Genomic DNA, 16,575 nt, shown 5'->3' with positions numbered 1-16,575 from the left:
CTCGACTGGTAATTAGCACTGCTAGTTTTGGACTATAGACCGCCTGCCGGCTCCTGGGAAGATCCGTGGGCTCCGGCCACCCGCGTGCTCCCGCCCGGGTTTCACCTCATCCGTCCCGGGCACCCGGGCGCCCATGGACTGGTTGCGGTACGCGGCATGCGTGGGTGAGGACCCAGAGCTGTTCTTCCCCGTCGGGACGACGGGACCGGCCGTGGTGGAGGCCGCCGCCGCCAAGCGCGTGTGCCGCCGCTGTCCGGTGATCGACGAGTGCCTGGCGTGGGCGCTGAGCAGCGGGCAGACGGCGGGCGTGTGGGGCGGAACCGACGAGCGGGAGCGTGCCGAACTGCTGCGGGCCACACGAGAACGACCGACGACGGCAAGGAGAAGCGCGCGATGACCGTGGTGAAGAGCACCCTGCCCGAACCCGCCCGACGGGTCACCGGGGAGGCCCTGCAGGAGACCCTGGTGGATCTCCTGGGACTCTCACTCATCGGGAAGCAGGCCCACTGGAACATCATCGGACCGAGGTTCCGCTCGATTCACCTCCAGCTCGACGAGTTGGTGGCCACGGCACGCTCGTACGCGGACACGGTGGCCGAGCGGGCCGCCGCGCTCGGCGTCGCGCCGGACGGCCGGCCGGAGACGGTCGCGTCCGCCTTCGGCCTGCCGGGCACGAAGGAGGGCTGGCTGCGGGACACCGAGGTCGTGGAGCTGATGGCGGAGTCGCTGGAAGCGGCGATCGGGCGGCTGCGCAAGCGGATCGAGGCCACGGAGAAGGCGGACCCGGTGACCCAGGACCTGCTGATCGGGCTCACGGCGGAACTGGAGAAACAGCGCTGGATGTTCGAGGCGGAGAACTGGCCCCACGAGGGCTGAAGCCCACCGGCCGGACCGCACACACCGACGGCGGAGAGGAGCACGCCATGACCGACGCCCTGGAGATGGACGCGTTGTGGGAGGAGTTCCACGGCGTGGTGAACATGACCTCCCAGGAACTGGCGGCCTGGCTGCGGGTCCGGGACGCCGACGAGGAGGCCGAGCCGCTGCCCGAGCGGGCGGGCACCCCGACCGGGCAGCACGTCCTCGCGATCCTGCAGAAGCGGCGCACGGATCTCACGGATGACGACATCCGGGTGATGTACCACGTGGTGGACGTCGTCACCGCCGAGCGGGACACGGAGAACGAGCCGGAGGCGGACGAGGAGGAGCGGCGCCGCCGGCTGATGACACTCGGCCATGACCCGCTCAGGCCACCTCAGTGAGGCCCCCATGTCACGCCAGGACCAGGCGGACCACCTGGCCCGCGTCATCGAGGAACTCGTCCGGGAGCACGGGCGCACCTACGCCGAAGATGCGGGCATCCGGCTCAAGGACGCCCCGCAGCCGCTGTATCAGCTGCTGCTGATGGCCCTGCTGCTCAGCGCCCGCATCCGCGCGTCGATCGCCCTCGCGGCGGTGCGGGCGCTGCACGAGGCCGGCCTGCGCGATCCGCGCCGCATGGCCGAGGCCGACTGGCAGGAGCGGGTCGACGCGCTCGGGCGAGGCGGCTACCGGCGCTACGACGAGCGGACGGCGACCCAACTCGGTGAGGGCGCAAGGCTGCTGACGGAGCGTTGGGGCGGGGACCTGCGGCGCATGCGGAAGGAGGCGGACGGGGACGTCCCGGCTCTGCGCGGGCTGCTGCAGGAGATACCGGGGATCGGTCCGGCCGGTGCGGACATCTTCCTGCGCGAGGTGCAGCGGGTCTGGCCGGAGGTGGCGCCCCACCTGGACGCCAAGGCCCTGGCCGGGGCGGAACGGCTGGGCCTGCCGAAGGACCCCGGCAAGCTCGTCGAGCTCGCCGGGAACACCGAACCGGCCGTCCTGGCCGCCGCACTGGTGCGCGCGGCCCTCGACAAGAAGGTGGCACAAGAGGTCCCGGCACGAGCCGGTTGAAGACCGCCACGTAGCCCTCCAGTACCGCCCAACGGACCGGGCGACCACGAACGGTCGCCCGGTCCGTTCGGCATGTCGGCCCATGTCTCCGGTGAGCGTCGGACCGTCGCCGACGCCACGGCGACCGGGAGATGAAGATTGCGGCCGCGCGGCAGAAAGCGCTTCCTCCCAGGGACTTCGCCGCTACGTTTTGGCATGCGCGCAACACGCACTCCTCCCACCCCTCACTCCAGGAGCCGTCCCCCATGCGCAGACTCCTCGCCACTCTCGCGGCGGCGGCCGCCGCGTTCGGCGGACTCACGGCCGCCGCACCCACCGCCGCGGCGGCCGACTCGGGCACGTTCAAGGTGCTCACCTACAACGTCGCCGGCCTGCCCGAGGGCATCTCCAGCGCCCCGACCCCCCGGCAGTCGAGCACGACGACGATCGGCGGGCGGCTCGGCCCGTACGACATCGTCCACGTCCAGGAGGACTTCAACTACCACTCCTACCTGTACGCCGCGGACTCGCACCCCTACCGCACACCGACCAGCGGCGGTGCCGGCGTCGGCAGCGGCCTCAACACGCTGTCGAACATCCCGTACGACGCCGACGACTTCGAGCGCGTGCGCTGGAACTCGTGCCAGTAGGACTCCGGCGACTGCCTCACCCCCAAGGGCTTCACGTTCATGCGGGAGCGGCTCGCCGAAGGCGTCTACGTCGACTTCTACGACCTGCACACCAACGCCGGTACCAACGACGGCGATCTGGCCTCGCGCGCGGACGACCTGAGCCAGCTGACGGACTTCATCAAGACCCACTCCGTGGGCAACGCCGTCGTCGTCATGGGCGACACCAACACCCGCTACACCCGGTCCGGCGACACGATCGCCGAGTTCGCCGCGGCCAACGGCCTCACCGACGCCTGGGTGCGGCTCGTACGCGGCGGCACCCCGCCCGCCAAGGGCAGCGACGCCCTGGTCTGCGACGAGAACGCGATCACCAACACCTGCGAGGTCGTCGACAAGATCCTCTACCGGGGCAGCACGCTCGTCTCGCTCGCCGCCACCTCGTACGACGACGAGCACGCCACGTTCCTCACCTCCGACGGGCTGATGCTCTCCGACCACGACCCCCTCAGCGCGTCGTTCAGCTGGTCGCGCAACTCCGTCTTCCATCTCAGCGACCAGTTCGGCGGGCCGCACGGCGACTACTACGACGACATCGACAGCGTCCCCGCGGGCCCCCGCGCCACCGCCGTCTCGCTGCGCAGCGGCGGCCGTGTCGACCGGATCGGCCTGACGCTGGGCAACGGCACCACGCTCGCCCACGGCGGCACCGGCGGCACGGCCTCCTCACTGACCCTGGACAGCGGGGAGTACGTGACCAGCGCGCAGCTCTGTGGGGGCCAGTACGGCGGCCACACGAGGATCTTCTACGCGAAGTTCACCACCAACCTCGGCAACAGCCTGGCGGGCGGCACCACGACGTCCGACCGCGTGACCCGCACGGCACCCTCCGGCTGGCAGATCGCCGGATTCCACGGGCGCTCCGGCGACGAGGTCGACAAGACCGGGTTCGTCTACACCCGGCGCTGAGGCGCCACGACGCCGTGGGACGGGCCGCCGCCGGATCCGGCGGCGGCCCTTGCGCAGGGCCGCGCCCGTGGTTCGGGTTACTCTGGCGGCCGTACCGGACACGGGGTGCCCCATCTGCGGGCTGAGATCACACCCGTCGAACCTGAACCAGTTCGTACTGGCGGAGGGATGTCTTTCATGCCATGGGCGCATGTTTCCGGCGGGCTGCCCGCCGACGGCGGGGGAACCGTCTTCGACGGACGGATGCCCACCGCTCCCGGTGACCTCAGGGTCGAGGGACACGGCATCGAACCGGTCCCCGAGAGCAACCGCTACGGCGGCGCGGGCCGGCTGTTCACCGTGTGGTTCGCCCCGAACCTGACCATGACCGGTGTGTTCACCGGGACCATCGGCATCACGCTCGGGCTCGACTTCGGCACCGCGCTGGCCGCCGTCGTCCTGGGCACGGTGCTGGGCGCGCTGCCCACGGCCTGTCTGAGCACCTGGGGAAGCCGCACCGGCGCGGGCCAACTGCCGCTCGCCCGCCTCACGTTCGGGCGTGCGGTCGTGCTGCCCGCTGCGCTGCAGTGGCTGTCGTCGGTCGCGTGGGACGCGCTGATCGGACTGTTCGGCGGGGACGCGCTGGCGCGGCTGTGCGGCTGGCCGTTCTGGCTGGGCGTCCTGGTGATGATGGTGGCGCAGGGAGCCCTCGGGGTCCTCGGATACGAGGCGATCCACCGGCTGCAGATCGTCATGACCTTCGTACTCGCGGCCGCCTTCACGCTGATCGCCCTGCGGATGGCGGGCAGCGTCCACCCCGCCGCCACGGGCAGCGCGCACGGCGCCGACCGGGCGGGCGCGTTCGTACTGACCAGCACCATCGCGCTGAGCCTGGCCCTGTCGTGGGCCCCGTACGCCAGTGACTTCAGCCGCTATCTGCCGAGCGGCACCTCCCGCTCCCGGATGTTCTGGTACGCGCTGCTCGGCCTCGTGGTGTCCTTCGTGGCCGTACAGGTGCTCGGGCTGTGGGGAGCGTCGGTGCTCACCGACCAGACGGCCGCCGGGGTCGAGACCCTGCTGGGCTCGGGCGCGGCGGGCGCCTTCGGGCTGCTGGCAGTGGCGCTGGCGGCGCTGTGCAGCAACGCGATGAACGACTACAGCGGCTCCCTGGCGCTGCAGACAGCGGGTGCGCGCATGCCGCGTCCGGCTGCCGCCGCGCTCGCCGCGGTGCTCGGCTTCCCGCTGGTGCTGTGGATGCACGCGGCCGACACCACCGCCCGCTTCCAGAACGTGCTGTTGTTCGTGGGCTACTGGATCCCCGGGTTCGTGGCGATCGTGGTCGTCGACTGGCGCGCGCGGCGCGGCCGCGTGATCGATCTCGCGGCCGAGAGCGCCCGCCCGCGGTCCGTCTGGCCCCCGCTGGTGGCGTTCACCGGCGCGTTCGCCGCGGCGGTGCCGTTCATGGACACCGGCCTGTACGTGGGTCCCGTCGCCCGTGCGCTGCACGGCGCCGACGTCTCGTACTACGTGGCGTTCCTGGTGGCGCTCGCCGTGTACGCTCCGCTGCGCGTCCGAGAGGAGGGCCGCGCATGACCGCGCCACCGCGTGTCCTGACGATCGCCGGGTCCGACTCCGGCGGTGGCGCGGGCATCCAGGCCGATCTCAAGACCATGCTCGCGCTCGGCGCCCACGGGATGAGCGTCGTCACCGCGGTCACGGCGCAGAACTCCCTCGGTGTGCAGGGCGCGTGGGAACTGCCCGTGGAGGCGGTGCGCGCCCAGTACCGCAGCGTCGTCGACGACATCGGCGTCCAGGCGGTCAAGACGGGGATGCTCGCCTCGCCCGCGCTGGTCACGGCGGTCGCCGAACTGCTCGCGGACGTCGGGGCGCCGGTCGTGGTGGACCCGGTGAGCGTCTCCAAGCACGGGGACCGGCTGCTCGCCGACGACGCGCTGGACGCCGTACGAACCCGGCTGCTGCCGCTCGCCACGGTGACCACGCCGAACCTGGACGAGGTCGCGGAGCTGACCGGACTCACGGTGATCGACGAGCCGGGCATGCGCCGTGCGGCCGCGAAGCTGCTGTCGTACGGGCCGCGGTGGGTGCTCGTGAAGGGCGGACACCTGCCGGGTGAGGCCGTGGACCTGCTCACCGACGGCCGCGAGGAGCACTGGCTGCGCGCACCGCGCCACGACAACCGCCACACCCACGGCACGGGCTGCACCCTCGCCTCTGCCGTGGCGGTCGGGCTCGCGCAGGGCCTCTCGGTGCCGCAGGCGGTACGGGGGGCCAAGGAGTACGTCACAGCGGCGATCGCGGCGGGCTTCGCCCTGGGGGCCGGCATCGGGCCGGTGGACCACGGGTGGCCGCTGCGTGCGCGCGAGTGACGGCGGCCGGTGGCTCGGCCGGTGGACCACGGGGTGCCGGCTGCCTGCTCCCGGTGCCGGTGCCGGTAGCCGATGCCCTGTCCCCGTTCCCGCGCCTCGATTCGAGGGGTCAGGAACCGGTCTGATCTGATGGAGGGGCACCACCGATTCCGTTCCGGAAGGACCGAGCTCTGAACACCCCGCTCGCCGAGGCCCTCTCCATCGCCTTGCTCGTGGCCGTGCTGGCCGGGGCGGTAGTACGTCCGTTCGGGCTCCCGGAGGCCGCCGTGGCGGTTCCGGCCGCCGGGGTCGCGCTCGCCACCGGGGCCATCTCGCTGGACCACGCGCGAGCCGAGGCCGAGCGTCTGGGCCCCGTGGTCGGATTCCTGGCGGCCATCCTGGTGCTGGCCCACTTCTGCGACGTCGAGGGACTGTTCCGGGCGTGCGGCGCCTGGATGGCGCGCTGGGCGGCGGGCCGCCCGACGCGGCTGCTGACCGCCGTGTTCGCGCTCGCCTCGGCGATCACCGCCGTGCTCAGTCTGGACGCCACCGTCGTGCTGCTGACGCCCGTGGTGTTCGCCACGGCGGCGCGCATGGGCGCCCGCCCCAGGCCGCATCTGTACGCGTGCACCCATCTGTCGAACACGGCCTCGCTGCTGCTGCCGGTCTCCAACCTCACCAACCTGCTCGCCTTCGGCGCGGCGGGGCTGAGCTTCACCCGCTTCGCCGCCCTGATGACCCTGCCGTGGCTGGTGGCCGTCGCCGCCGAGTACGTCGTCTTCCGACGGTTCTTCCGCCGCGATCTGGCCGCCGGAGCGACGGCCGAGGACCGGGGCGAGCCACCGCGGCTCCCGCTGTTCGCGCTGGTGACGGTGGCCTGCACGCTCGCCGGGTTCGTGGTCGCCTCCGCGCTCGGCATCGAACCGGTGTGGTCGGCGCTGGCCGGAGCGCTGGTCCTGGCCGTCCGCGCGCTCGTGCGGCGCCGGGCCACTCCCGTCACGGTGGTGCGCGCGGCGGCGCCGTCCTTCCTGGCGTTCGTGCTGGCGCTGGGCATCGTGGTGCGCGCGGTGGTCGACAACGGACTCGCGGGCGCCCTCGGCCGGGTGATCCCGGGCGGGACCGGACTGCCCGCCCTGCTGGGGATCGCGGCGCTGGCCGCCCTGCTGGCGAACCTGATCAACAACCTGCCCGCGGTCCTGGTCCTGCTGCCGCTGACCGCGCCGTCCGGCCCCGGCGCGGTGCTCGCCGTCCTGCTCGGTGTGAACATCGGCCCCAATCTCACCTACGCCGGGTCCCTGGCCACGCTGCTGTGGCGGCGCATCGTCCACCAGCACGACCACGGCGTCGATCTCGGGGAGTTCACCCGGCTCGGGGCGATCGCCGTGCCCACCGCGCTGGCGGGCGCGGTGGTGGCGCTGTGGGCCTCCCTGCACCTCATCGGCGCCTGAGCCGCCCGGATCGTCCGGGGACCGGCAACGTCCCGGACGACGCGGAACCCGAACGCGCTGAGCAACTCCCGGGCCGCCGTCCGTACTTGGTCGGTACAGCGGCACGAGCCGCACCGAGCGACATCCGCTCCGCCCGCCGACACGCGGGAGCGGCGGATCCGGACCCAAGGAGCACAGCATGCAGGCGACCGCGCAGATCGGCGTCACCGGGCTCGCGGTGATGGGCCGCAACCTGGCCCGCAACTTCGCGCGGAACGGGTACACCGTCGCCGTGCACAACCGCACTCCGACCAGAACCAAGGCGCTCGTCGAGGAGTTCGGGCACGAGGGAACGTTCGTGGCCGCCGGGACGGCCGAGGAGTTCGTGGCGGCACTGGAGCGTCCCCGACGCCTGATGATCATGGTGCAGGCGGGCGCGGCGACCGACGCGGTGATCGAGGAGTTCGCTCCGCTCCTGGAGCCCGGCGACATGATCATCGACGGTGGCAACGCGCACTTCGCCGACACCCGGCGCCGTGAGCGTTCACTGCGTGAGCGCGGCCTCCACTTCGTCGGCGCGGGTGTCTCCGGCGGCGAGGAGGGCGCACTGCACGGGCCGAGCGTCATGCCCGGCGGATCCCCGGAGTCGTATGCCTCGCTCGGTCCGATGTTCGAGAAGATCAGCGCGAAGGTGGACGGCGAGCCGTGCACCACGCACATCGGCACGGACGGCGCCGGGCACTTCGTGAAGATGGTCCACAACGGCATCGAGTACGCCGACATGCAGCTGATCGGTGAGGCGTACGACCTGCTGCGCCAGGTGGCCGGGCTCTCCCCCGCCGCGATCGCCGAGATCTTCCGGACGTGGAACAAGGGCCGCCTGGACTCGTATCTGATCGAGATCACGGCGGAGGTGCTGTCCCATGTGGACGCGGCGACGGGCAAGCCGTTCGTGGACGTCGTCGCCGACGCCGCCGGGCAGAAGGGCACCGGGCGCTGGACCGTGCAGACCGCGCTGGAGCTGGGCTCGCCGGTGACCGCCATCGCCCAGGCCACCTTCGCCCGTGCCGCCTCGGGTCAGGCCGCGCTGCGCGGCGCCTACCGGGGACTGCCCGGCGGCATCGGCCGGGACCTGACCCCGTACGAGGCCGAGCGCTTCACCGCGCAGGTCGAGCAGGCCCTGTACGCGTCGAAGGTGATCGCCTACGACCAGGGCTGGAAGATGATCCTCGACGCCGCCGACGAGTTCGGCTGGAAGATCGACCTCGGCGCGGTCGCGAAGATCTGGCGCGGCGGATGCATCATCCGCGCGGCCTTCCTCGACCGCATCCGCGCCGCCTACGCCACCGATCCCGGCCTGGTCAGCCTGCTGTCCGACGAGGGCTTCGCAGCGGAGATCGCGGACGCGCAGGTGCCGTGGCGCGAGGCGGTCGCCACGGCGGCCCGCAGGGGCGTGCCGGTGCCCGCGTTCTCCGCCGCGCTCTCGTACTACGACTCCCTGCGCGCCGACCGTCTGCCGGCCGCGCTCACCCAGGGTCAGCGCGACTACTTCGGCGCCCACACCTACCGGCGCGTCGACCGCGACGGCAGCTTCCACACGCTCTGGGGCGAGGCCGACCGTACCGAGACGGAGGTCTGAGCCCGGCTGCCGGGCTGCCGTCCGCGGGGGCCCGGCGCTCGGGGGTGCTGCCGCCGAAGGCGACACAGCAGGTGGGAGCAGGTGACGCCGTCGACTGGGGGCCTGGAGCCCGGCTCGGAGCGGTGGCGCGAAAGACTTACCCCCATGACTGACTCGCCACAGAAGGCCAGGGTTCCCGCATGGCGGCGGCCGACCGACGGTGAGCACCGCTGGCAGGTCGCCACGGTCATCGTGCTCACCATCGCCGCGCAGCTGGCGGAGCCCAGACAGCTGACCATCCACCCTCACTGGCTGCTGCCCGCCGTGGAGGGCACCTTCCTGGCGGTGCTGCTGCTGAGCAACCCGGGCAGGATCAACCGTGACTCCGTCGTGCTCCGCTCCCTGTCCCTGACCCTCGTGGCGGTCGCCAGCCTGGCCAACGCGTGGTCGCTGGTCCAGCTCATCAACGCGCTGCTCGCAGGGCGCGAGGGGAACTCGGCGGGCCCGCTGCTCCTTGCCGCAGCCGGCATCTGGGGCACCAACATCGTGGTCTTCGCGCTGTGGTACTGGGAGTTCGATCGCGGCGGCCCCGTCGCGCGGGCGCACGCGCACCGCGCCCATCCCGACTTCCTCTTCCCCCAGATGCAGACGGAGGAGTTGGCCAGCGGGGACTGGGAGCCGGCCTTCGTCGACTATCTGTACGTCTCCTACACGAACGCGACCGCCTTCAGCCCCACCGACACGATGCCCATGTCACGGTGGGCCAAGCTGTTGATGCTCATGCAGTCGGCCGTCTCCATCGTCACGGTGGTGCTGGTCGTGGCGCGCGCCGTGAACATCATGCGCTGACTCCGGCACGGAGGGGACTCGGGTACGACGAGAGGAACGACGGAGAGAACGACGATGGAGAGAACGACGGTGGAGAGAACCACGAAGGGAACGACGCCAGGAACGGCGAAGGCCGCTTCCGTTGACCACGGAAACGGCCTCCGACCTGCGATCTCGCAAGTCGGGACGACAGGATTTGAACCTGCGACCCCTTGACCCCCAGTCAAGTGCGCTACCAAGCTGCGCCACGTCCCGTTGCCCGTCTGACCTGGGGTTTCCCCGGACCGAACGTGCACAGAAACAATACCGCACCGAAGGCGGTGGTCGCGCACCCGTTGCTGCGCCGTTCATCCCCGCGTCGTCAGCCGCTCGCCGGGGGGCCCAGTTCCGGGAAGTGGTCGAGGAGCCGGGCCGGGGCCGCCTGGCGCCAGGAGTCGGCCAGGATGTCGTGCAGCTCGGCCTCGTCCTCCAGGGCCGCGAGGCGCACCCGGATCCAGGCGAACTGGGCCTCGTGGTCGGCGACCCAGAACTTCCCGGGCTCGGCCAGGACCAGTTCGTCGCGCTCCTCCTTGGGGCAGCGCACCGCCATGGACGTCTCGTCCTCGGGCAGCGTGGCGAACATCTTCCCCGCGACCCGGAACGTGGGCATGCTCCAGGCGATCTTCTCCGCCGTGTCCGGCAGGGACAGGGCGATACGGCGTACGTCTTCGGCGTCGGGCATGTGTGGCACCGTAGCCAACTCCACCGACAGTCGACGGTCGCTCAGCCGGCGGGAGCCCCCACCCGCTTGTAGAAGAGCGTGGTCGGGCGCAGCTCTCCCCAGGGTGTCGCCGCGTAGTCGGGTATCGCACCGGCCCGCGTCCAGCCCGCGGAGGCGTAGAGGGACTCGGCCGGGCTGCCGCTCTCGGTGTCCAGGTGCAGCAGGGTGATGCCGGCCTCGGCGGCCGCGCGTTCGGCGGTCGTCAGCAGTACCCGCCCCAGGCCCTGGCCGCGGGCGTCGCGGTGGACCATGAGCTTGACCAGTTCGGCGCGGTGGCGGCTGTTCGGCTTGTCGGGGAAGGCGAGGCTCACCGTGCCTGTGACGCGGTCGCCGGCCCGCGCCGCCCACACCGCGAGACGGCCCGCGTCGACCGCGGCCGCACGCTCCTGCCACCAGGCCAGGGCCTGCGCCCGGTCGAGCGGCGCGAGGAAGCCGATGGAGGCTCCGCCGTGCACCGTGTCGGTCAGCAGGTCGGCCAGCTCCTCTGCCCGCACCAGCACCTCGCGCCCGCTCAGCCGGACGATCCCGGTCATGGGAGCACCACCGCCAGTGCGTACCGCGCGTCCCCGCGTCCCGGGCACCGGAACCGCGTCGGCCCCCACACTCGCAGCCGCAGGCAGTCCCCGGCGGCGAGCCGGTGCTCGACGTCCCGTGCGGTCACCTCCAGCGCGCCGTCGAGGACCCAGATGTGCTGTTCGAGTCCGGGTACGGGCGGCCGGTCGTAGGCGATGTCGGCGCCCGCGGCGAGCCGCCCCTCGACGAGTTCGCCGCGCAGCCCGGGGTGCGGAGGGGACACCGACCGGCGTACGAAGCCGGAGGCCGCGTCCTCCCACACCGTCTGGTCGGCGGCGCGCACGACCTGGGCGGGCTCGGCCTCGACCTCGCTCAGCAGCTGGGACATCGTGCGGCCATAGACACCGCACAGCCGGTTCAGCATCGAGGCCGTGGGACTGATCTCGGCCCGCTCGGCCCGGGACAGGGTCGACCGGCTCACCCCGCTGCGCTCCGCCAGGTCCCCCAGGGACCAGCCGCGCTCTGCCCGCAGCTCGGCCAGCCGCGCGGCGAGACGGACGTCGACGGGATCCGTCACATCGCTTCCCATATTCGGGACTCTATCCCATATCCGGGACAGGCAGGTGGAGTCCGGCCCGAACCCAACCGGTGCGGATCCAGGCGCCTGAGACGCGGTGCCCGTCAGTTCACCGCGGCCGCCTCCGCCAGCGCGTCCAGCACGGGGCGTATCAGCGGGTGCTCCTCCGCGCCACGGCGCACGGCCGCGAACACCCGGCGGGTGGGGGCGGCCCCGTCCACCGGGCGCACGACCACGCCCGTGAGATCCATGCCGCCCAGGGCGGAGCGCGGCACCAGGGCCACACCCGCGTCGGCCGAGGCGAGCGCGACGACCGCGCGGAAGTCGTCCGAGGAGTGTTCGAGAGCGGGATGGAATCCAGCGTGCTCGCAGGCCAGGACGACCACGTCATGGCACGGGTTGCCGGGGTAGGGGCCGATCCACGGGTCCTTGGCCAGCTCGGCGAGCGGGACCTCGGCCGCGTCGGCCAGCCGGTGGGTGACCGGCACGACCGCGTCGAAGGGCTCGGCGTACAGCGGGATGTGGGTGAGCCGGGGGTCGTCCGCCCCGGGCGCGCCCCGGTACTCGACGGCGACCGCCACGTCGACCTGCCGGTCGAGGACCATCGGCAGGCTGGCGTCGCCCTCGGCGTCCCGCACCCGCATCCGGATGCCGGGCGCGGTGCGCGCCAGCCGGGACAGCGCGGGGGCGACGACCTGCCCGATGCCGGTGGCGAAGGAGGCGAGCGTCACCGTGCCCCCGGAACCGGCGCCGTACGCCGCCAGCTCGGCCTCGGCCCGCTCCAGTTGGGCGAGGACCGCGTTGGTGTGGCTGAGCAGGATCTCGCCGGCCGGGGTCAGCCGTACGCCCTTGGCGCCGCGCTCGACGAGCCGGTGGCCGGTCTCCTGTTCCAACGCGGTGAGCTGCTGGGACACCGCGGAGGGGGTGAGATAGAGCGCGGCGGCAGCGGCCGTCACGGTGCGGTGGTCGGCCACCGCACGGAGGATGTGGAGCCGCCGCGCTTCGATCATGCGGACGATTATCGCAATATGCCCGGGCGGTCAGGCGTCCAGTTCCGCCCGCGCCGCCACGAACGCGTCCACCGCGCGGTTCACGTCCTCCGTCGAGTGCGCCGCGGACAGCTGGACGCGGATCCGGGCCTGCCCCTGCGGAACCACCGGGTAGGAGAAGCCGATGACATAGACGCCGCGCTCCAGCAGCAGCTCGGCCATGCGGCCCGCCTTCGCCGCGTCACCGATCATGACCGGGGCGATGGCGTGGTCGCCGGGCAGGACGTCGAAGCCCTCCTCGGTCATACGGCGCCGGAACAGAGCGGTGTTCGCCGCCAGCCTCTCGCGCAGGTCGCCCGCAGACTCCAGCAGGTCGAGCACCTTGAGGGAGGCCGCCGCGATCACCGGGGCCAGCGTGTTCGAGAAGAGATACGGCCGCGAGCGCTGACGCAGCAGGGCCACGATCTCGGCGCGCGCGGCGACGTAACCGCCCGAGGCGCCGCCGAGTGCCTTGCCGAGGGTGCCGGTGATGATGTCGACGCGGTCCATGACGCCGTGCAGCTCGGGGGTGCCGCGGCCACCGGGGCCGACGAAGCCGACGGCGTGCGAGTCGTCGACCATGACCATGGCGCCGTGGCGGTCGGCGAGGTCGCAGATCTCGCGCAGCGGGGCCACGTACCCGTCCATGGAGAAGACGCCGTCGGTGACGATCAGCTTGCGGCGAGCGCCCGCGGCCTCCTTCAACTGCCGCTCCAGATCGACGAGATCGCGGTTGGCGTAGCGGAAGCGGCGGCCCTTGGACAGGCGGATGCCGTCGATGATCGAGGCGTGGTTGAGGGCGTCGGAGATGACGGCGTCCTCGGGGCCGAGGAGGGTCTCGAAGACTCCGCCGTTGGCGTCGAAGCAGGAGGAGTACAGGATCGTGTCCTCCTGCCCGAGGAACGCGGACAGCCGCGACTCCAGCTCCTTGTGCACCTCCTGCGTACCGCAGATGAAGCGCACGGACGCCATGCCGTAGCCCCAGCGGTCCAGGGCCTCGTGGGCGGCGGCGAGCACCTCGGGGTGGTCGGCGAGGCCGAGATAGTTGTTGGCGCAGAAGTTGAGCACCTCGCCGGGGCGGCCGCCCGCGGTGACGCGCACGGTCGCGGACTGCGGGCTGCCGATCACCCGCTCGGGCTTGTGCAGCCCGGCGGCACGGATCTCGTCGAGGGTGGCGCGGAGGTCGTCGCGCACGGAGTCGAACACAGGGAAGCTCCTTGGGGATGCGATGGGCGAGTGGGTCGAAGGGGCGCGCCCCGGAGGCGAACCCGGCCGAAGATCAAGCGGTCCAGTCCAGGAGGACCTTGCCGCCCTTGCCGCTCGCCGCGTCCGCGAAGGCCGCCTCGTGGTCGCGGTAGTCGTACCGGCCGGTGATCACGGGCGCGAGGTCGAGCCCGCCCTCCAGCAGGACCGACATGGCGTACCAGGTCTCGAACATCTCGCGGCCGTAGATGCCCTTGACGGTGATCATGGAGGTGACGATCCGGGCCCAGTCCACGGGGAACTCCTGGGACGGCAGACCGAGCATGGCGATCCGGCCACCGTGCGTCATGTTGGCGATCATGTCGCGCATCGCCTCGGGGCGGCCGGACATCTCCAGGCCGATGTCGAAGCCCTCGCGCAGACCGAGTCGGCGCTGTCCGTCGGCGATGGTGGCCTCGGCGACGTTGAGCGCGAGGCTCACCCCGATCTTGCGGGCGAGTTCGAGGCGTTCCTCGCTGACGTCGGTGATGACGACGTTGCGGGCGCCGGCGTGCCGGACCACGGCGGCGGCCATGAGTCCGATCGGTCCGGCACCGGTGATCAGGACGTCCTCGCCGACCAGTGGGAAGGACAGGGCCGTGTGCACCGCGTTGCCGAACGGGTCGAAGATCGCGGCGACGTCGAGGTCGACCGGGACGCGGTGCACCCACACGTTCGACGCGGGAAGCGCCACGTACTCGGCGAAGGCCCCGTCGCGCCCTACGCCGAGCCCGACCGTCGCCCGGCACAGATGGCGGCGCCCGGCCAGACAGTTGCGGCACTTCCCGCACACCAGGTGGCCCTCGCCGCTGACCCGGTCACCGGCCTCGATGTCCGTGACATCCCGGCCGGTCGCCACTACCTCGCCGACGAACTCGTGCCCGACCACCAGCGGCGTGCGGATGGCCTGCTGGGCCCAGCCGTCCCAGGCCCGGATGTGCAGGTCCGTGCCGCAGATCCCGGTCCTGAGGACCTTGATCAGTACGTCACCGGGGCCGACCTCCGGCTCCGGGACGTCCGTGAGCCGAAGCCCCGGTTCCGCCTTCTCTTTGACCAGCGCCTTCAATGCGACGGCTCCTGTGGATGAGACCCGGGGGCATGCCGAAGGAGCCCGTACCGGGGAAGAGGGGTGTGAAGTCCCTCAGAAATCTGCCGTATCGCGCACCCCTGGTCCATCGAGGATTTCTTAAGCGCGCTCGCAGCTGTCCTTCACGCCCGCAGTCCCGGCTCTCTGCGCTCGATCCGCTCGGCCAGCTCCGCGGCCAGCGCCTTGATGGTCTCCAGGCCCTCCCGGCCCCAGGCGCGCGGCTGCACATCGGCGGCGCAGACCGTGCCGAGGGCGATGCCCGTGCGGTCCACGAGCGGGGCGCCCAGGTAGGAGCGGATGCCGAGTTCGTCGACGACGGGATTCCCGGCGAACCGCGGATAGTCGCGGACGTCCTCCAGGACGAGCGCCTTGCGCCGGACGACCACGTGCGGGCAGAAGCCGTACTCACGGCCCAGGTGGCGGACCGGTTCGCGGTCAGGGCCGTCCGGGCGGCCCACGGCGGTGCGCGGGTGGTCGCCGGGCTCGTGGAGTCCCGCGAAGAACTGCCGTTGCTCGTCGATGAAGTTGACCATCGCGTACGGCACCGAGGCGAGCCCCGCGAGTCGGGTGGCGAAGGCGTCGAACTCCGGTTCCGCGCGCTCCCCGAGGCCGAGCAGTCGCAGCCTGCCGACGCGCGCGGGGGCGTCCCGGTCCTCGGGAGTCAGCAGCAGTCGGCTCCGGGTCATGTGCGGGCCCCCGGGCCCGGAGCGGGTGCCTGCGCATGTGCGATGAGGTGGCGTACGAGTGTGAGGAGCGTCTGCACGCCGGAGCTGGAGATCCGGGCGTCACAGCGCACGACGGGGACCTCCGGAGCCAGGTCGAGGGCGGCGCGCACCTCCTCGGGGTCGTAGCGGTGGGAGCCGTCGAACTCGTTGATCGCGACGACGAACCGGAGGCCGCGCTGTTCGAAGAAGTCGACGGCGGCGAAGCAGTCCTCCAGACGGCGGGTGTCGGCGAGGATCACTGCGCCGAGCGCGCCTTCGGACAGCTCGTCCCACATGAACCAGAAGCGTTCCTGACCGGGGGTGCCGAACAGATACAGCACGTGCTGCGCGTCGAGGGTGATGCGGCCGAAGTCCATCGCCACGGTCGTCTCGACCTTGTTCTCGATCCCTTCGAGGCTGTCGGTCGCGGCTCCGACCGTGGTGAGCAGCTCCTCCGTACTCAGCGGCGCGATCTCGCTCACCGCGCCCACGAAGGTCGTCTTGCCCACTCCGAACCCTCCCGCCACCAGGATCTTCAATGCGGCGGGGAAGGGATCAGAGCTGTCGTCGTAGTCCATCGAGCACTGCCTCCAGAAGCGACCGGTCAGTGGGGGTGTGGTGGAACGCGGGGAGCTTGGTGGTGAGCGCCCCGCAGTCGACGAGGTCGGACAGCAGCACCTTGGTCACCGTCACCGCCGCCGGCAGCTTCAGATGGGCGGCGACCTCGGCGACCGGGACGGGCGCGCGGCACAGGTCCAGCGCCTGGGCGTGCTCGGGGCCGAGGCAGCCGAGGGGCGTGGCGCCGGTGGCCATCACCTGTGACGGGAGATCGAGCGCGGTGGTCGGCCGGGTCCGGCCGTTGCTGACCGTGTAGGGACGCACCAGCCGTCCGGCCGCGTCGTCGAGCCAGGGGCCGTCGTCGGCCGCGGTCACG

18 protein-coding genes, 1 tRNA gene, 1 pseudogene and 1 riboswitch are annotated in these 16,575 nt (G+C 72.0%); of the genes and pseudogenes, 10 read left to right on the top strand and 10 right to left on the bottom strand.

Features of this window, described 5'->3' with window-relative positions; genetic code table 11:
- Positions 1–133: 133 nt before the first annotated feature.
- The 10 genes and pseudogenes from ASC56_RS27185 (at position 134) to ASC56_RS27140 (ending at position 9,751) form a co-directional block, all read left to right on the top strand.
- Positions 134–397 carry a WhiB family transcriptional regulator gene (locus ASC56_RS27185; RefSeq protein ID WP_055494196.1) on the top strand — a complete coding sequence of 88 codons (264 nt, stop codon included), beginning with the start codon at positions 134–136 and terminating at the stop codon, positions 395–397.
- Positions 394–876 carry a Dps family protein gene (locus tag ASC56_RS27180; RefSeq protein WP_055494195.1) on the top strand — a complete coding sequence of 161 codons (483 nt, stop codon included), beginning with the start codon at positions 394–396 and terminating at the stop codon, positions 874–876. The genes ASC56_RS27185 and ASC56_RS27180 overlap by 4 nt, the downstream gene beginning before the upstream one ends.
- 47 nt (positions 877–923) lie before the next feature.
- The gene (locus ASC56_RS27175) at positions 924–1,262 is read left to right on the top strand and encodes a DUF3140 domain-containing protein (RefSeq protein ID WP_055494194.1); all 339 of its coding nucleotides are present in this window, start codon (positions 924–926) and stop codon (positions 1,260–1,262) included.
- 7 nt (positions 1,263–1,269) lie between these two features.
- Positions 1,270–1,935 carry a hypothetical protein gene (locus ASC56_RS27170; protein WP_055494193.1) on the top strand — a complete coding sequence of 222 codons (666 nt, stop codon included), beginning with the start codon at positions 1,270–1,272 and terminating at the stop codon, positions 1,933–1,935.
- Between the two features lie 245 nt (positions 1,936–2,180).
- Positions 2,181–3,512 (top strand): annotated as a pseudogene (locus ASC56_RS27165) (jacalin-like lectin).
- 91 nt (positions 3,513–3,603) lie between these two features.
- Positions 3,604–3,698: riboswitch (TPP riboswitch) on the top strand.
- Complete coding sequence (locus ASC56_RS27160; RefSeq protein WP_055494192.1) at positions 3,690–5,084, top strand: cytosine permease; 1,395 nt, start codon at positions 3,690–3,692, stop codon at positions 5,082–5,084. (Overlaps the previous riboswitch by 9 nt.)
- On the top strand, positions 5,081–5,878 hold the full coding sequence (gene thiD, locus ASC56_RS27155) for a bifunctional hydroxymethylpyrimidine kinase/phosphomethylpyrimidine kinase (RefSeq protein WP_055494191.1): 798 nt from the start codon (positions 5,081–5,083) through the stop codon (positions 5,876–5,878). The genes ASC56_RS27160 and thiD overlap by 4 nt, the downstream gene beginning before the upstream one ends.
- Before the next feature lie 170 nt (positions 5,879–6,048).
- Entirely contained in the window at positions 6,049–7,305 is a 1,257-nt protein-coding gene (locus ASC56_RS27150) for an arsenic transporter (RefSeq protein WP_199836080.1), read from the top strand.
- A 178-nt stretch (positions 7,306–7,483) separates the two neighbouring features.
- Positions 7,484–8,923, top strand: a complete 1,440-nt coding sequence (gene gndA / locus ASC56_RS27145) for an NADP-dependent phosphogluconate dehydrogenase (protein ID WP_055494189.1) — start codon at positions 7,484–7,486, stop codon at positions 8,921–8,923.
- A gap of 144 nt (positions 8,924–9,067) precedes the next feature.
- Entirely contained in the window at positions 9,068–9,751 is a 684-nt protein-coding gene (locus ASC56_RS27140) for a DUF1345 domain-containing protein (RefSeq protein WP_055494188.1), read from the top strand.
- A 160-nt stretch (positions 9,752–9,911) separates the two neighbouring features.
- On the opposite strand, the gene ASC56_RS27135 is transcribed toward ASC56_RS27140, so the two are convergent.
- From ASC56_RS27135 to ASC56_RS27090, 10 genes are all read right to left on the bottom strand, one after another.
- Positions 9,912–9,985, bottom strand: a tRNA-Pro gene (locus ASC56_RS27135).
- 106 nt (positions 9,986–10,091) lie between these two features.
- Complete coding sequence (locus tag ASC56_RS27130; protein ID WP_055494187.1) at positions 10,092–10,451, bottom strand: MmcQ/YjbR family DNA-binding protein; 360 nt, start codon at positions 10,449–10,451, stop codon at positions 10,092–10,094.
- 41 nt (positions 10,452–10,492) lie between these two features.
- Positions 10,493–11,023: a GNAT family N-acetyltransferase gene (locus tag ASC56_RS27125; RefSeq protein WP_055494186.1), complete on the bottom strand. Its 531-nt coding sequence runs from the start codon at positions 11,021–11,023 to the stop codon at positions 10,493–10,495.
- A complete protein-coding gene (locus ASC56_RS27120) occupies positions 11,020–11,592 on the bottom strand; it encodes a helix-turn-helix domain-containing protein (protein WP_055494185.1) in 573 nt (190 codons plus the stop codon). Before ASC56_RS27120 ends, ASC56_RS27125 begins: the two co-directional genes overlap by 4 nt.
- Before the next feature lie 92 nt (positions 11,593–11,684).
- Entirely contained in the window at positions 11,685–12,590 is a 906-nt protein-coding gene (locus ASC56_RS27115) for a LysR family transcriptional regulator (RefSeq protein WP_055494184.1), read from the bottom strand.
- A gap of 30 nt (positions 12,591–12,620) precedes the next feature.
- A complete protein-coding gene (locus ASC56_RS27110; RefSeq protein ID WP_055494183.1) occupies positions 12,621–13,814 on the bottom strand; it encodes a glycine C-acetyltransferase in 1,194 nt (397 codons plus the stop codon).
- Positions 13,815–13,887: 73 nt separating this feature from the next.
- Positions 13,888–14,916, bottom strand: coding sequence for an L-threonine 3-dehydrogenase (gene tdh / locus ASC56_RS27105; RefSeq protein ID WP_055494182.1), 1,029 nt, complete (start codon positions 14,914–14,916; stop codon positions 13,888–13,890).
- A 143-nt stretch (positions 14,917–15,059) separates the two neighbouring features.
- Positions 15,060–15,623, bottom strand: a complete 564-nt coding sequence (locus ASC56_RS27100; RefSeq protein ID WP_055494181.1) for a GAF domain-containing protein — start codon at positions 15,621–15,623, stop codon at positions 15,060–15,062.
- Positions 15,620–16,219 carry an ATP/GTP-binding protein gene (locus ASC56_RS27095; protein ID WP_055494180.1) on the bottom strand — a complete coding sequence of 200 codons (600 nt, stop codon included), beginning with the start codon at positions 16,217–16,219 and terminating at the stop codon, positions 15,620–15,622. The genes ASC56_RS27100 and ASC56_RS27095 overlap by 4 nt, the downstream gene beginning before the upstream one ends.
- Complete coding sequence (locus tag ASC56_RS27090) at positions 16,197–16,574, bottom strand: DUF742 domain-containing protein (RefSeq protein WP_055494179.1); 378 nt, start codon at positions 16,572–16,574, stop codon at positions 16,197–16,199. Before ASC56_RS27090 ends, ASC56_RS27095 begins: the two co-directional genes overlap by 23 nt.
- Position 16,575: the final 1 nt, after the last annotated feature.

The organism is Streptomyces sp. TP-A0356 (assembly GCF_001417775.1).
In the GTDB taxonomy this organism is placed as follows: Bacteria; Actinomycetota; Actinomycetes; order Streptomycetales; family Streptomycetaceae; genus Streptomyces.
The sequence above is the reverse complement of the archived record's forward strand: the minus strand, read 5'-3'. Positions and strand labels throughout refer to the sequence as shown.

Bases quoted from the DNA above. Each gene is read 5' to 3' on its own strand.
- ASC56_RS27100 (WP_055494181.1), bottom strand. From the start codon at position 15,623: ATGACCCGGAGCCGACTGCTGCTGACTCCCGAGGACCGGGACGCCCCC.
- ASC56_RS27095 (WP_055494180.1), bottom strand. From the start codon at position 16,219: ATGGACTACGACGACAGCTCTGATCCCTTCCCCGCCGCATTGAAGATC.
- ASC56_RS27180 (WP_055494195.1), top strand. From the start codon at position 394: ATGACCGTGGTGAAGAGCACCCTGCCCGAACCCGCCCGACGGGTCACC.
- ASC56_RS27125 (WP_055494186.1), bottom strand. From the start codon at position 11,023: ATGACCGGGATCGTCCGGCTGAGCGGGCGCGAGGTGCTGGTGCGGGCA.
- ASC56_RS27175 (WP_055494194.1), top strand. From the start codon at position 924: ATGACCGACGCCCTGGAGATGGACGCGTTGTGGGAGGAGTTCCACGGC.
- ASC56_RS27120 (WP_055494185.1), bottom strand. From the start codon at position 11,592: ATGGGAAGCGATGTGACGGATCCCGTCGACGTCCGTCTCGCCGCGCGG.
- ASC56_RS27140 (WP_055494188.1), top strand. From the start codon at position 9,068: ATGACTGACTCGCCACAGAAGGCCAGGGTTCCCGCATGGCGGCGGCCG.
- ASC56_RS27160 (WP_055494192.1), top strand. From the start codon at position 3,690: ATGCCATGGGCGCATGTTTCCGGCGGGCTGCCCGCCGACGGCGGGGGA.
- thiD (WP_055494191.1), top strand. From the start codon at position 5,081: ATGACCGCGCCACCGCGTGTCCTGACGATCGCCGGGTCCGACTCCGGC.
- ASC56_RS27185 (WP_055494196.1), top strand. From the start codon at position 134: ATGGACTGGTTGCGGTACGCGGCATGCGTGGGTGAGGACCCAGAGCTG.
- ASC56_RS27130 (WP_055494187.1), bottom strand. From the start codon at position 10,451: ATGCCCGACGCCGAAGACGTACGCCGTATCGCCCTGTCCCTGCCGGAC.
- gndA (WP_055494189.1), top strand. From the start codon at position 7,484: ATGCAGGCGACCGCGCAGATCGGCGTCACCGGGCTCGCGGTGATGGGC.
- ASC56_RS27170 (WP_055494193.1), top strand. From the start codon at position 1,270: ATGTCACGCCAGGACCAGGCGGACCACCTGGCCCGCGTCATCGAGGAA.
- ASC56_RS27115 (WP_055494184.1), bottom strand. From the start codon at position 12,590: ATGATCGAAGCGCGGCGGCTCCACATCCTCCGTGCGGTGGCCGACCAC.